Source organism: Anaerobacillus sp. 63XJN7_4_ISO-PGPR-S23-413, assembly GCF_056173725.1.
In genome coordinates this window covers 1400940-1415782 of sequence record NZ_CM149688.1, presented here as the reverse complement: position 1 = coordinate 1415782, position 14843 = coordinate 1400940, and the positions used below count along the sequence as shown (strand labels likewise).

The window sequence follows — 14843 nt, the reverse complement described above, 5'->3', positions numbered from 1 at the left end:
AAGAATCACGGAGGTTGTCTATACACAATTCAACGGGTACGGTAAGATGAGAAAAGCAAACGAACTTCTGACGAACCAGAAAGGAAGATACGATGCTCCAACAAGCACGAGAACAACTTAAACATCATTTTGGGTATGATCAATTTCGAGGTGGACAGGAACAGATCATTTCAAGTGTTCTATCTAACTATAATACGCTTGGCATTATGCCTACTGGTGGAGGTAAATCAATTTGTTACCAAATTCCTGCTCTTCTATCAGATGGATTAACGATCGTCATTTCACCGCTAATTTCACTAATGAAAGATCAGGTTGATGCGCTTGCCGGATACGGTATAGAAGCTGCCTATATTAATAGCTCACTTACAGAGACTGAAATTAGAGACCGTATGGCTGAAGCTGAAAGTGGAGAAATAAAGTTACTGTACGTCGCTCCAGAACGCTTAGAAGCACCAACGTTTCAGCGGTTGCTTAAGCGGACTAAGATTTCGCTAATTGCCGTCGATGAGGCCCATTGTATTTCCCAGTGGGGGCATGATTTCAGACCTAGTTATATGAAGATTAGCCAGATGCTTCATCACTTTGAAGTGCAGCCTCCCGTCGTTGCTTTAACAGCTACGGCAACACCTGAAGTTATTCAGGATATTCAGCGAATCTTAAACATAACCCCAGAGCAAACCTTTATCTCCGGATTTGCCAGGGAAAACTTGCACTTCTCTGTTATTAAAGGAGAGAAGAAAAAATCATTTATCGATAAATACCTTAGCCAAAACGCTTCTGAATCCGGTATTATCTATACCGCCACTAGAAAGGAAGCAGATCAGCTTTACGCTTCCTTACACAAACAGGGCATCAAAGTTGGCAAGTACCACGCTGGTATGACAGAAAAGCAGCGCAAAACAGCGCAAGAGGAATTTCTATTCGATAACATTTCCGTTATGGTCGCAACTAATGCTTTTGGGATGGGGATTGATAAATCGAATGTTCGGTTTGTGATTCATCACAACCTTCCAAAGAACATGGAATCTTACTACCAGGAAGCAGGGCGAGCTGGGCGTGATGGAGAAGAAAGTGATTGCTTTGTTCTCTTTTCTCCTGGTGATATTCATGTGCAGAAGTTTCTCATTGATCAGAACCAACATGAACCTGAACGTAAATCCGCTGATCTCGCCAAATTAAAAGCGATGGTAGATTATTGTCATACTGAAAAATGCCTCCAAGGAACCATTCTTCACTATTTTGGAGATGAGCGGCCAGGCTATCAATGTGGTAAATGTAGCAATTGTGTTGATGACAGAGAAGCGGTTGACATTACCCGTGAAGCCCAAATGATTTTTTCAACGATTAAACGAGTGAATGAACGATTTGGGAAAACAATCATTGCACAGGTTCTGAAAGGATCAAAATCAAAACGCTTGAACGAACTTCGACTCGACAGCGTTTCAACTTTTGGTTTATTAAAACATCTCACTCAGCAGGATATTGTGGATATGATTGATTTTCTAACAGCCGAACAATATATTCTTTTAACTGATAGTAAGTACCCCACCCTCGTTCTACAGGAGAAAACATTACCTGTGTTAAAAGGCCAGGAAAACATTTATAAGAAAGTAGCTCGTAAACCAGTAGCGATTGAAGAGGATGATCAGCTCTTTACTCAGCTGCGGACGCTACGAAAGCAAATTGCCGACCGTGACAACGTGCCACCATACGTAGTGTTTGCCGATAGTACCTTGCGAGAAATGAGCGCCAAAATCCCTTCCACACGTGAAGAAATGCTTGAGATCAAGGGCGTCGGGGATATGAAGTTTGATAAATATGGCGAAGTCTTTCTAGAGCTACTCTCATCGGCAAAATCAGCGAAACCTACGTCTTCAGAGGATGCGAGTCATAAAGCCTCATTAAAATTATTTGATGAAGGTAAAGACATTCCAAACATCTCAGCAGCGCGTTCGTTAAGTCCAACCACCGTCGAGAGTCATCTACTAAAGGCAATGGAAGAAGGTTTACTTGAAGATACAAGCCGTCTCATCGATCAGGAAACAGAGCATCAGATTCTTGAGAAAGCGGCAGATGTAGGGTTTGATAAACTAAAGCCAATTAAAGAAGCACTACCCGAATCGTTTACTTACTTTCAAATTAAGGTCGCTTTAACAAAACATCGTCAAACTTCGAATAGTTAACGCAAAAAAGAGGATGAGCCGGCTCATCCTCTTTCTTATTATTCATAACGAAGGGAATCAATTGGGTCTAATCTTGAGGCTTTGTTCGCTGGTAATAAACCAAATACAATCCCAATAAACATGGAAAAGACGACGGCTCCTAAAACGACCTGCCATGAGATTAACGATGGCCAGTCTGCAAAAAAGGAGACAAGATAAGCTGTACCAGATCCTAGCAATATACCAATGATTCCTCCAATTAACGTTAAAATAATGGATTCGACGAGGAACTGAAGCAAGATTTGTTGCCTTGTCGCTCCTAAAGACTTGCGAATTCCAATCTCACGCGTTCGCTCCGTTACAGAAACGAGCATAATGTTCATCACACCAATGCCACCTACAAGAAGCGAAATTCCAGCAATACTTCCAATTATGGTTGTCATAATGGTCGTTACCTGCCCAATTCCTTGCGCAATTTCTTCCATATTAATAACTTGATAAGAATCATCTGTATCGTGTAGCTGATTTAATAATAACGTTGCACGGTCTCCAATCGGTTGAATATCATCAGCGTTCTCGACTTGAAGTGTCACCTGACTGTAGTTACTCGTTCCGAGCATATTTCGCATTGCCGTCCAAGGAATGTACGTTTCTACTGAACCGAACGCAAAAAGCCCTGTTGGTTTCTCAAGCACCCCAATCACTTCAACAGGCTGAACACCAATTCGAATGATTTTTCCAATTGGTGATTTACCTTCGAATAATTCTTCCTGCATCGCTGCACTTACAACGGCTACTCTTCGACCACCGAGAAAATCAGCACTTGTAAAAGAACGTCCTTCTTCTACTTTTAGTTGGTTCACATCTAAATAAGCTTCATTGATACCTGTAATTGAAGTTTCGGCTTCTTCTTCTCGAAGTCGAGCGGTAGAAAATTCAGAGGAAGAGGCCACAACATTCGAGACCTTTTCCACTCCCTCTAACTGACGGATATCCTCCTGTGTAAAGGGATTATCTTCCCATTTCCCCTGCTGCATTTCTTCTTCAGAAGGCTGGTAAAATACTTCAATCGTGTTTCCATCACCGGCTATTTGAGACTTAAGCATCGCCTCTCCGCCCTGCCCAATAGCAACAACGACAATCACGGCAGCAACTCCGATGATAATGCCAAGCATCGTTAAGATGGAACGCATCTTATGGGCTTTGACTGACGTCAAAGCCATTTTGATATTTTCCCAAAGACTCACGTTGTATGCCCCCTGTTCGCAAGAGGATTCTGCCCTAGCAAACCGTCCCGCACGTAGATCACACGGTTTGCATACTCGGCTACTTCTGGTTCATGTGTGACGACAACAATCGTCGTTCCTTCTTTATTAAGCTGAACGAACAAATCCATGATCGCAACGCTAGTAGTCGTATCAAGGGCTCCTGTAGGCTCATCAGCAAGAATAAGAGACGGATCATTCACAAGTGCTCTTGCAATAGCGACACGCTGTTTCTGGCCGCCTGAGAGTTCATTTGGAAGGTGTTCGACTCGATCCTGTAGTCCGACCTTCGTCAAAGCATCTCTAGCGCGCTCTTCTCGTTCTTTTTTCGAAGCACCAGCATAAACCATAGGAAGTTCCACATTTTTGAGCGCTGTTAGTCTTGGTAATAATTGAAACTGTTGAAACACGAAACCAATGGATTGATTTCGAACTTTCGCTAGCTCCTGATCTTTATGTTTCGACACATCTTCTTCATTTAAGAAATAAGATCCAGTTGTTGGGCGATCAAGGCAACCAATTATATTCATTAAGGTTGATTTACCTGATCCAGACGGGCCCATAATGGCAACAAATTCACCACTATTAATTTCCAAACTAATTCCTCTAAGAACATTGACCGATTCCTTACCAAGGGTATAGCTTTTTGTAATCTCATCAAGTTGGATCATTTTACGGTCACTTCCATATTGTCTTTAAGCTTATCCGGCGGATTGATGATAACTTGTTCTTCCGTCGAGATCCCTTTCGTAATTTCAATCCGCTTCGTTGTAGAAGAACCTGTTTCAATTTCGCGTTTCACAGCTTTGCCTTTCTCCACAATAAAGACAAATGATTCTTCCCCATCTTGCTGAACCGCTTCAAATGGAAGTGTTAATGCTTCATGCGATTCCGTTTCAATTTCAAGAATCATCTGGAACCCTGGGTTTAAATTCAACTCTTCTGGCTTCTTTAATGTAACCGTAACCGGATATTGAACAGCAGAAGCGTTTGATTCAGCACCCGATGCTTCCGGTAAATAGCCTACATCCATTACTTCCGCTTCCCATTTTTCGTCAGGTAGCACATCTGTTGTAATCGTAACTTTTTGACCTGATTCAATGTTCAACGTATCGTATTCAGAAAGCGTTCCTTCGACGATAAGGTTTTCCATGCTTCCAATTCGCAAAAGAGGCTTTTCCATTTGAGTCGACTGCGGTGCGTTTGCATCATTGGCTTCTAACAAAACACCGCTAATGTCACTTGTTACTTCAAGTTCGCTTATTTTCTGCTTCAAACGATCTTGCTGCAATAATGCCTGACGTAAGTCAAGATTCGCCATCCGCTTATCCATTTTCACTTGATCAAGCTCTGCTTCCATCGTTTCTGCTGCTTCTTCTCCAGCTTTATCAGCTAAGTCGCTTTTTTTCTCGTTTAAACGCTTTTCTTGTTTATCAAGTGAATTGATTCGTAGATATAGCGACTCGATGTTAATATCGTTCTGCTCTTTCTCCATTTCTAAATCCTGATTCTCGTATGTAAGTACTGAATCTCCTTTTTTTACGGAGTCTCCTTCTTTAACAAGAACCTCCTTCACTTCACCCTTAGCAGGATCCTGATAAAGGGTGCTTTCATCAGCCATTGCTAACGTTCCAGGAGTCATAACTGTGGAATTTATTTCTTCCTTTATAGCTTTTTCAGCTTCAACAGTAGCCGTGCTATCCGCATAAGTCCGATAAATGTTCACACCTACTACAATAACAATGACTAAAACAACAGCGATTGCAATCCAAATCTTCTTTTTCATTGCTTATATTCCTGACATATTATTCGTTACACCAGTGATTACGGCGCCGCCAATTGTAAAAACAAAAAGGATAATAGCGATTGTCCATACGAGTCCTTTGGGCCATTTAGCAGTAATGCGAAGACCTAGAGCCGTCAGTATAATCGTCCAGATTCCAAAGATCTCAATACCATTCAGAAATCCACCTAGAAATCCATCTCCACTTACTAAACTACCAAGACTTGTGTAGAGCTTATCAACTGTGCCTCCGACAATAGCAATAATAAGTCCATTAAGAACAGCACCTATTGCTCCAATAAACCCAATATACGTATTCATCGAGAAGAATTGTTTGAACGTAGCTTCTGAGCTTGTTGCTTTATTAATCAACCAAAGAATAAAGCTACCAACGAGGATGGATAATACCGGACCAACGCCAACCGACACGATTGTAATGATTTTAGTAAATAAAATAAGACCGTCAACATTTTCTCCCTGTAAATCCCCTGTAGCGAACTGCTCTTCGAATCCTGGCCCAAGTATCATCAACCACCCGCCGATCAGTGATAATACCGTAACAACGAGTAAGGGCAACCATACTTTAGGAGCTTGTCGGATATGGCTTAACTGTTCTCCAGGACTCCAAATCATTCCAAGTAGTGATGGCTTTGCTACATTTCCTTTTTCTTCATAATCTTCGTTCATTATGTACACAACCTTTCAAAATAATGTCATCTCTTTCTACGACTCTAACAGAAAAAGGTTCCATTATTTTTGAAAAATAGTTATTTTTTCTAAAAGGCGTCACGTTAAAAACACAAAAAAAGCTGATTATTTCATTTTGAAATAATCAGCCTCCAGCTACACTGATAGCCGCTCTCTTTATGAACAAAGTTCACCTAAGAGTTACATGCCCTAATGGCTCTACAACGCACAACGTTACGTCTAGCTATAGTGCAAACGCAGCTTCATGATGTAATCGACATCACCAAATTCGAGAGATTCTAAGATCTCTTCTTCTGAGAATCCAGTAGCGGTCGCGATCGTCCTAATGTACGGTTTCTTCTCAAACTTTAAGCATCGTTCCCTGGCTTTCTGTGTCTGGTAAAGGACTTGCGAATAGCGATTGTTAAAGATCATTCGCTTCACTGATTTCTCCTTTCACACCCATTATGCATGCTCGCAACGCTATGGTTGAGTGCCATGGGCATGTAACCTTCTATACCCCGGGATCAAAGAAAAGAAACAGATTTTGTGCACTGATCAGCGCCAAGAGTTCTCTCCCTCGTCGTCTTCAAAAATGGCTTCGTGGTTTCGCATGCTACCATACAAATAAAATAATAGGAAGAAAACAAATAGGAAGCTAGCTTTTTTCATTCAGGATTACCTCATAGACACAAAACGACTGTGCCTCTTTCTATCCTTTTATTTTAACGAAATAAGAAAACAAAATGATGAAAAATCGATGTGAATTCTATATGAAAAAGACGCTCAGCTAAGAGCGTCTTCTTCTTGATGAAGCATTGACTTGATCATATAGTGATAGCGATCGATGATTTGTTTCTTTGTAAGAGGAAGAATACGGACAAAGTCTTCCACGACTTCCTTATCAGAACGGAGCCACGCATGATAAGAGCGTTTGACGTATCGTTCTGCATCCTCAAAGTGTTCGAAGTCGTTCTTTTCAACCTCGCCGCGGCACATGATTTCCCACTGATCATTTCGACTAGGACGAATGTAGATGATTTTCCCTTCATGATTCTCATAGAAAGAGCCACTTTCACTGTTTCGCTCATTGAGCTTATTCCGTTCAGGATCTTTACGAAGTGGCTTAAGAGCGAATGATGGCGCTACAAAAATACCAAACGTGTCTTCATTCATTTCACAACCTGAAGCTTTAGGGTGGCCTCCGCCTCCATAACGTGAAGCAAATTCAGAGACATCTGCTTCATCATGAATCGTTCGAAAACCAAGTCGTCGGCTTCCATCATTGATGATCGTAATGAAATCAAGATGTGGATTTCGCTTATTTAACTCATTACCAAGTTCTGAATGATACGATTCAGCATGAACAAGACCGATACAGTATTCATCCACTTCCATTTGAACGAGCTGACGATTTTTCTGATGAATGTAACGCTCGATTTTCCGCTCCTCTAGATCAAGAATCATTTCTTCTGATTCATTGAAAGCAAAGGAATCGGGATCTCGCGTTAAACGCCTCAGCATCTCGGATTTAAATGTTTCTCTTCCCATAATAGAAAATAGATCATTCAATCGTTTCGCATCGACCTCATTATCCTCTTCCCATTCCCAAGTATCGTACTTTCGTACAAGCTCAAGAAACTGTTCTAACGATTCCAAGCGCTCAATTTTCTCTTTCTCCAACAGAAACTGATAAAAAAGTGTTGCGGCACACGTTTTTTTATCTTCACCTGGATCAACAAAACCCCATTCGTAATCGTTAAAATGCATCGCTGTAGCATGATGATCGATCATTTGGACATGACTTCCTTTTTGATAACGCTCCTCCAAATGTTTTTCAACATGCTCATTCACAGATAAATCAGTAATGAACACCGGATCTCCGCTGTTTTGTAGAAGAAATGATTCTACCCTGTCATCTAAATTACGATATGTACAATGTGTGATCTCAGCTTCATTCTCAAATGCCAACTCGGCAATAAGAGCACAGGCCGTTCCATCAAGATCACTATCCGTAAATAATTTAATCATGAGCAACTCCTCCTATTCGATGTTAGTATGTACGCCATTTCAAAATTCATGAATATACGAATCATTGAAAAAAGCGAGCGAATGCCCGCTTCCTTCCTACAATTTTTCAATTATACAGGTCTTTCGCAATCCCTGTCCAATATAAAAGAACAAAATCCATTTACACGTGAATGAGTCATTTATCGAAGGATTAACACTATTATCTAATATTGCTTTAATAGCATCCCCGTTCTTAGCTAGTTTTAGCGTTTAGGATTCATTTGTTTTAACTTGATACTTTTCTCGCAAGCGGAACTTTTGTATTTTGCCGCTAGCATTTCGCGGAAGTTCTTCTAAGAATAAATATTTCCGAGGGCGCTTATAGTCAGCAAGGTTTGGACTTTCTTTACAATAACGATCGAGTTCTGCCTCTGTTAACCCTTCCGCTTTCTTCACAATAATAGCAGTGACGATCTCTCCCCACTTCTCATCTGGCTGCCCTAGTACCGCCACATCTAAAACTCCTTCATGACCATGGAGAACATCTTCCACCTCTCTCGGATAGACGTTTTCCCCACCGGAAATAATCATATCATCCACCCGATCCGAAACGTAAAGGTAGCTATCTTCATCCATATAGCCGAGATCTCCTGAATGATACCACCCTTTATACATCGCTTCATTCGATGCATCAGGGCGATTAAAATATCCCATCATCATACATGGTCCTTTTACAATAATTTCACCTACTTCTCCAGGAGGAAGCACGTCATCAGGTTCTGAAGGACCTCGTTCATTTGGACGAACAACCCTTACTTCATGGTTTAAGGCTGCTCTTCCTGCAGAACCTACTTTTGTTAACTGTTCGTGCTCATCAAGAAATGTTACAGCTGGGCCCATTTCAGTCATCCCGTAAGCTTGAATTAAATGAATACCAAGCTTTTCTTTTACCGAAACGACAAGAGAAGGCGCCATTGGGGCAGCACCATAAAGCCCTACCCTTAAACTACTTCGATCATATTTACCGTAATCTTCTTGAAGAATCATATTCCACATCGTTGGAGCCGCAAAGAAAACTGAAATTTTCTCGTTTTGAATGACTTCAAGTACTTTCTTCGGTTCGAAGTGATGAACAATAACATTTGCTGCACCAAAGTGTACTCTCGGTAAAAAGTTACAGTGCAATTCTGCACAGTGGAACATTGGCGCTGCCACAAGTCCCCGGTCGGCTTGTGTAAGCTTTAAAGAGGCTCCACATAAGATGCTTTGCTCTAACATATTACGATGGCGATGCATGACACCTTTAGGTCTACCAGTCGTTCCACTCGTATACATAATCGCATACGTATCGTTCTCATCTACTTCAGCTACTGGCTCTTGATCATGCGAAAGACGAACATGTTTCTCGTAGCTCTCGGCGTATGAGGGTTCATGATCATCGATTGACCAGAAAGAAACATTCGGATACTGAGACTGTATCTCTGAAACAATCGGTTCGAGAGCACGTTCAAATAGGAATATTGTTGGCTTCGCATCTTCAATAATGTAAGCGATCTCATTAGATTTCAATCTAAAATTAATTGGATTAATGACAGCTCCTATTTTCGCACTAGCAAAATAAAGCGTAGCTAATTCCACAGTGTTAAATAAAAAGGTCGATACCCGATCTCCCTTTTTAACTCCTGCATCTAATAAAGCATTAGCGAGGCGATTCACTTCACTATTCCATTCCTTATACGTCCATCTTATATTTCGATCTACATCAACTAGCGCTTCTTTCTTACCATACTTTTTTACCGTTTGAAGGAATAAAGAACCGATGGTTATATACATTTAGAAACCTCCACATCTTTCTTCTCTTATATTTGGTTTGCGTATGTATAGTTCCATTTTCACAGAGATAATCCCTTCTTTTTCGTCTGAATACTTAATTAATTCAGGCGTGTTTATTGAATAAACAATCATACTTTTAAGTATAGGAAAGCACAAAAAAATACCGGAATGTCCGGTATTTAAATGCGATCACTTATATCATCCTGCTTCCATTTATTCATCATAGGAACCGAATGTCGACTTATCATCGCAACAAGTTTCTCAGGGTTTTCTTCTGTAAGCAACGGCTCCATATATTGCTTATGAAGAAAGCCTTCCTCTACCATGTGCTCAAGCATGAGATAAAAGCGTTCATAATAGCCTTTTGTATTCAGGAGTCCAATCGGTTTATTATGATATTCAAGCTGATACCAGGTGAATATCTCCGTTAATTCTTCAAGGGTTCCAATTCCACCAGGTAACGCTATGAAAGCATCTCCTAACTCATACATCTTGGCTTTACGTTCATGCATTGTATCGACTATAACTAAGTTCGATAGCTCTATGTGAGTCACATTATCATATATTTTACGAGGAATGATCCCTGTCACTTTGCCTCCAGCTTTTAAAACCGATCTTGCTAGCGCCCCCATTAGCCCGACATTTCCCCCACCGTAAACCACTTCAATATCCTTCTCTGCAAGCTCCTTGCCAAGCTGCTCAACGGCTTCAAAATAGTGGTTATCAACATTCTCACTAGATCCACAAAAAACAGTCATCCGTTTCAGTTCATTCAATTTTAGACCCTCCCCCCATCATTTCAATTAGACAAATAAGAATTTAGTTATAAGCTTTTCTTCATATTAATATTAGTTGTTTTAAATCCTAATCGCTCATAAAGGCGAATTGCTTTTGTATTATGACCAAAAACATGAAGCGAAAGTCCTTCAATGTCTTTTTCCATTAACAATACTTCCAGTGCCTTTATGGCTTCAGTTCCAAAGCCTCTACCTTGTTTATCTTCATTTACTGCAAACTCATAGATAAATGCTTCCTTTGCTTCGTTATCCTCCTTTACCCATAAGATTCCTACCTTTTCCTCTATAGCTGCATTTACAATGGTATACAGGAAATGATCTTCGGTATGCCTTCCTTTAGGCAATAATCGTTCAAATTCCTGCTTAGACTTTTCATACGCTTCTTCTTCTTTCCAGTTTCCTGCCGAAGCTTTTTCTGCTGCATAACTATCAATCGAAACTTCAAGAAATTGTTTATAATCATAATCATTCATTGGTTGTAATACTATCAAACACCGACATCTCCTTTCTATCTCTTTTTATCTTACTATTAAATATGTTTGAAAAATAGTGTAAATTCGACCATAAAAAAACACCGATATCCATCGGCATTTTTTTATGTTTCCATGTTCTATTGTGCTTTAGCTTCTGCAAGATCATTTAGAACCTTGCCTATTTTATCATGAATAACAAGGTCAGCTGCGCTGTCATACCCTGTTTCCTCCTGATTAACAATAACTAACTTAGCACCGTTACGTTTCGCTTCCATCGGGAATACGTTCGCGGGTGATACTTCTAGTGAAGATCCTAGAACGATAAATAGATCAGCCTTCTTCGCTTCCACTTTCGCCTGATGAATCGCGTTCATTGGAAGTGGTTCACCAAATAATACAATGCCAGGTCTGTTCAATCCCCCGCAGTGGCAGACAAAATCATCATTCATGTATCTTTCACTTGAAGCTTTTTCTCCACATTCATCACAATAAATCGATCGCAATGAGCCATGCATTTCCGCAACGTTTTGACTACCGGCCAACTGATGAAACCCATCAACGTTTTGAGTCAGAATACAACCAAGCTTTCCGCTTCGTTCCCAATCAGCAAGATGATAGTAACCACTATGAGGAGAAGCTTCGTTTAGCTTTTGTATTCGTTGCTTATAGAATCGAACAAATAAATCTCGTTCGTATTTCATCGCATCTCTGCTTGCAAATTGAAGCGGGTCTACCTCATTCCACATTCCATCGAGTGCAGATCGAAAGTCAGGCAAACCGCTTTCTGTACTCATCCCTGCCCCTGTTAAAACAACAGTATGTTTGGATTTATTAAATAGTTCCGTAAGCATAGAATCACCAGCTTTCATTTATCCAATAGTTAACCATTCACATATTTTCCGCTTTCTAAACCACTTGTCCCGTTTTTTGTTATCTAATCGTAAGGTCGTTTTATCTTTTTTTACAATTTAATATGGATGAGTGGGGTTATCAACCTTGATAAAAACTGCCCTTCACATAATGTGAGGGCAGTTTCACTTAAGACATATTCACTAAATCGGCTAGTGCTCGCTTTAATGTTGAGTATGTGTTGGCCTGACCAAAATTTGTTTCTAGCTTTACGACTGATAAGGCTATTTCTGGTTTGATTCCACTAATTCTCGCTTCCACTCCAACAAGCTTAAGAGCTTCAATAATTTGAAAGAGCTGTTGAATGACAAATGTATCAACGATGGGAACCCCTGAGAGATCGATTACAAAATAATTAAGATTGAGATTCACGGATTGATGAAGAGATTCCTCCATGATTAACTTCGCCCGGTATGTATCAATCGTTCCAATCAAAGGTAGAACGGCAACGCCATCCATAATAGGCACGACTGGTGCTGACAATTCAAGAATCTCTTTACGAGACTGCTCAAGTAAATTTGTTTGATAGTCAACATAAGGAATACTAAAGTAATAAACGACCAAATTCATTGTATAATCTAGCTTTGAAATCATTTCATAAAGCTCTTCAATGCCCATGCCTTGCTCAATCGCATATTCCTTCAATACTTCACCTATAAAATTGCGATAATGAGGCACCTCACTTAACATCGCATCAAGCGTTGTTCCGATTCTTGCACACTCTTCCCCAGTCTCAATACCCCACTCTTTAATCTTCTGCTCACTCTCAACGTCATCAAGCGCTAACGCTTTAGCATAGACGGTGACCAATTCAATACGCATTGGGAGCAGTTCATTAGATAGACTCTCCAATTGATCTGGGAATTTTTTATTTTGCTCTACTGTAATTAAATGTGCAATTTCCTCTTTACGATCGAGGATTTTTTCACTTGTGGATTGCAACCTTACCGTCATCTTTCATCCCCACTTATCCATAATATCCTATATGCTAAATCATTTTATAACGGCGGAGGGTAAAAGTAAAGATTGAGCGACCGACACCTGAGTTAATGAATGAGGATAGTGACATATTGAATTCTTTACGGTTTATGTTAATCAATTCAATGAGTCAAATTAGTATATGCAAAAAAGAAAAAAGACGATAAGGAAATCCTTATCGCCTCAAATCTCTATTTTGTAGCAGGTGCAGTTGAATCTGTAGGTTCAGAACCTGCTTTTTTTTCTTTTCGTTTTTCTTTTTTAGGCTTTGGATCTTTCGCCACTAAATATTTCTCTTTCTTTAAAGCTTTATAGAAGGACACGGTCATTAATATCATAATAATGGAGAACGGCAATGCTGCGAGAATCAATACATTCTGCAACGCCTGTAATCCACCAGTGTATAGAAGTACCGCAGCCATAGCTGATTGTGTAACCCCCCACGTTAGCTTCACGCTTGTACCAGGATTTAAGGAACCGTAAGTTGTTTGCATTCCAAGAACAAACGTTGCGGAGTCAGCTGAAGTAATAAAGAATGTACCGATTAGGGTTATCGCTATAATTGATAAAATAAGCCCTAGAGGGTAATTCTGGAACATACCGAAGAGAGATTCCTCTGTTGCTAGAGACGCAATATCAGCAATTCCCTGCTGTTGAATGTTGATACCCGAAATCCCAAATGTTGAGAACCATAGGAAGCCAACAATCGAAGGAACAAGAAGTACAGTTACGAGAAATTCTCGGATCGTTCTTCCTCTTGATACGCGGGCTATAAAGATCCCTACGAATGGTGACCATGAAATCCACCAGGCCCAATAGAAAATTGTCCAGTTATTAATCCATTCACGGTTCTCTGGATTTAATGGCGCAATACGGAAGCTCATTGCCATTAAATTGGTTAGATAAGAACCGATTGTATCTGTAAACATATTCAGAATATAAACAGTAGGTCCTAGAATGAACATCGCTAGGAAAAGAACTCCTGCTAATCCTATATTCGCATTACTTAAGTATTTGATTCCTTTTCCGATCCCTGACCAGGCTGAAATCATGAATAGTACCGTAACGACGCCGATAATAATCAGCTGTGTACTAAAGCTATTTGGTACATCTGTTAGGAACGATAAACCACCGTTAATTTGAACGGCACCAAATCCTAATGTTGTCGCAACACCAACGATTGTTGCAAAAACCGCTAGCGTATCAATAACTTTACCAAAAAGACCATTCACGCGCTCACCAAAAATTGGATATAAAGTCGCACTAATTAAGCCGGGACGATCATGTCTAAATTTAAAGTATGCAAGAACTAACGCCACAATGGCATAAATTGCCCAGGCATGAATACCCCAGTGGAAAAATGAATACTGCAAAGCTTCCTTAATGGCAGCGGGTGAACCAGTTTCTGCCGTAGGCGCATTAACAGCGTAATGGGACATCGGTTCCGCTGTACCCCAGAAAACCAGTCCAATACCCATACCAGCACTAAATAGCATGGCAAACCAGCTTAACCTTGTAAATTCAGGCTTCTCGTCGGGCTTTCCTAGCTTAATTTTCCCGTACGGTGTGAAAATAATAAACACACAAAAAATAACTAACAGTGTTACAAGAATTAGATAATACCACCCAAACTTATTCGAAATAAATGTTTGGGCACTCGCCGTCAACGACTGTAATGTGTCTGGAGAGATCGCTCCCCAAGCAACCATTAATAAACTTATAATGAGCGTGCTCCAAAACACGGAGGATACTTTTCCTCTCATACACTTCACCTCTACTTAAAATAATTTTCTTTTTCCTATAGCTTAAGAATTAGTACCTTTTTACCTATATCTACATATACCACTATAAAAAATGTCGAAACACCGAATTTTGAATCTAAACTAACTCATTTTCGAGATTTTTCAATTAACGTTGCATTTTATAAGGATTTTAAATAAAAAACC

General features: G+C 40.1%; 13 protein-coding genes. 1 reads left to right on the top strand and 12 read right to left on the bottom strand.

All coding sequences use genetic code 11. The features are described from left to right. Positions 1-92: 92 nt before the first annotated feature. Positions 93-2183: a DNA helicase RecQ gene (gene recQ, locus AC0VYO_RS07720; RefSeq protein WP_430242289.1), complete on the top strand. Its 2091-nt coding sequence runs from the start codon at positions 93-95 to the stop codon at positions 2181-2183. Between the two features lie 38 nt (positions 2184-2221). On the opposite strand, the gene AC0VYO_RS07715 is transcribed toward recQ, so the two are convergent. The 12 genes from AC0VYO_RS07715 to AC0VYO_RS07660 form a co-directional block, all read right to left on the bottom strand. Continuing rightward, positions 2222-3409 (bottom strand): ABC transporter permease, encoded by a 1188-nt coding sequence (locus AC0VYO_RS07715; RefSeq protein ID WP_475367095.1) that lies wholly within the window; start codon positions 3407-3409, stop codon positions 2222-2224. Beyond that, a complete protein-coding gene (locus tag AC0VYO_RS07710) occupies positions 3406-4098 on the bottom strand; it encodes an ABC transporter ATP-binding protein (protein ID WP_430242295.1) in 693 nt (230 codons plus the stop codon). Before AC0VYO_RS07710 ends, AC0VYO_RS07715 begins: the two co-directional genes overlap by 4 nt. Then, positions 4095-5213, bottom strand: coding sequence for an efflux RND transporter periplasmic adaptor subunit (locus AC0VYO_RS07705; protein ID WP_475368799.1), 1119 nt, complete (start codon positions 5211-5213; stop codon positions 4095-4097). The genes AC0VYO_RS07710 and AC0VYO_RS07705 overlap by 4 nt, the downstream gene beginning before the upstream one ends. A 3-nt stretch (positions 5214-5216) precedes the next feature. Then, on the bottom strand, positions 5217-5897 hold the full coding sequence (gene yknW, locus AC0VYO_RS07700; RefSeq protein ID WP_475367093.1) for a YknW family membrane protein: 681 nt from the start codon (positions 5895-5897) through the stop codon (positions 5217-5219). A 240-nt stretch (positions 5898-6137) separates the two neighbouring features. Then, positions 6138-6341 carry a hypothetical protein gene (locus tag AC0VYO_RS07695; RefSeq protein WP_430242300.1) on the bottom strand — a complete coding sequence of 68 codons (204 nt, stop codon included), beginning with the start codon at positions 6339-6341 and terminating at the stop codon, positions 6138-6140. Positions 6342-6683: 342 nt separating this feature from the next. Then, positions 6684-7928 carry a DHH family phosphoesterase gene (locus AC0VYO_RS07690; RefSeq protein ID WP_475367092.1) on the bottom strand — a complete coding sequence of 415 codons (1245 nt, stop codon included), beginning with the start codon at positions 7926-7928 and terminating at the stop codon, positions 6684-6686. 249 nt (positions 7929-8177) lie between these two features. Continuing rightward, positions 8178-9740 carry a fatty acid--CoA ligase gene (locus AC0VYO_RS07685; RefSeq protein ID WP_475368798.1) on the bottom strand — a complete coding sequence of 521 codons (1563 nt, stop codon included), beginning with the start codon at positions 9738-9740 and terminating at the stop codon, positions 8178-8180. A gap of 179 nt (positions 9741-9919) precedes the next feature. Continuing rightward, positions 9920-10516, bottom strand: coding sequence for an LOG family protein (locus AC0VYO_RS07680; RefSeq protein ID WP_430242306.1), 597 nt, complete (start codon positions 10514-10516; stop codon positions 9920-9922). A 47-nt stretch (positions 10517-10563) separates the two neighbouring features. Next, positions 10564-11028, bottom strand: coding sequence for a GNAT family N-acetyltransferase (locus tag AC0VYO_RS07675; RefSeq protein WP_430242308.1), 465 nt, complete (start codon positions 11026-11028; stop codon positions 10564-10566). 119 nt (positions 11029-11147) lie between these two features. Then, positions 11148-11861 carry an NAD-dependent deacylase gene (locus tag AC0VYO_RS07670; protein ID WP_475369050.1) on the bottom strand — a complete coding sequence of 238 codons (714 nt, stop codon included), beginning with the start codon at positions 11859-11861 and terminating at the stop codon, positions 11148-11150. 187 nt (positions 11862-12048) lie between these two features. Continuing rightward, positions 12049-12873, bottom strand: coding sequence for an STAS domain-containing protein (locus AC0VYO_RS07665; RefSeq protein ID WP_475368797.1), 825 nt, complete (start codon positions 12871-12873; stop codon positions 12049-12051). Positions 12874-13088: 215 nt separating this feature from the next. Continuing rightward, positions 13089-14660 (bottom strand): glycine betaine uptake BCCT transporter, encoded by a 1572-nt coding sequence (locus AC0VYO_RS07660; RefSeq protein WP_475367088.1) that lies wholly within the window; start codon positions 14658-14660, stop codon positions 13089-13091. Positions 14661-14843 lie beyond the last annotated feature (183 nt).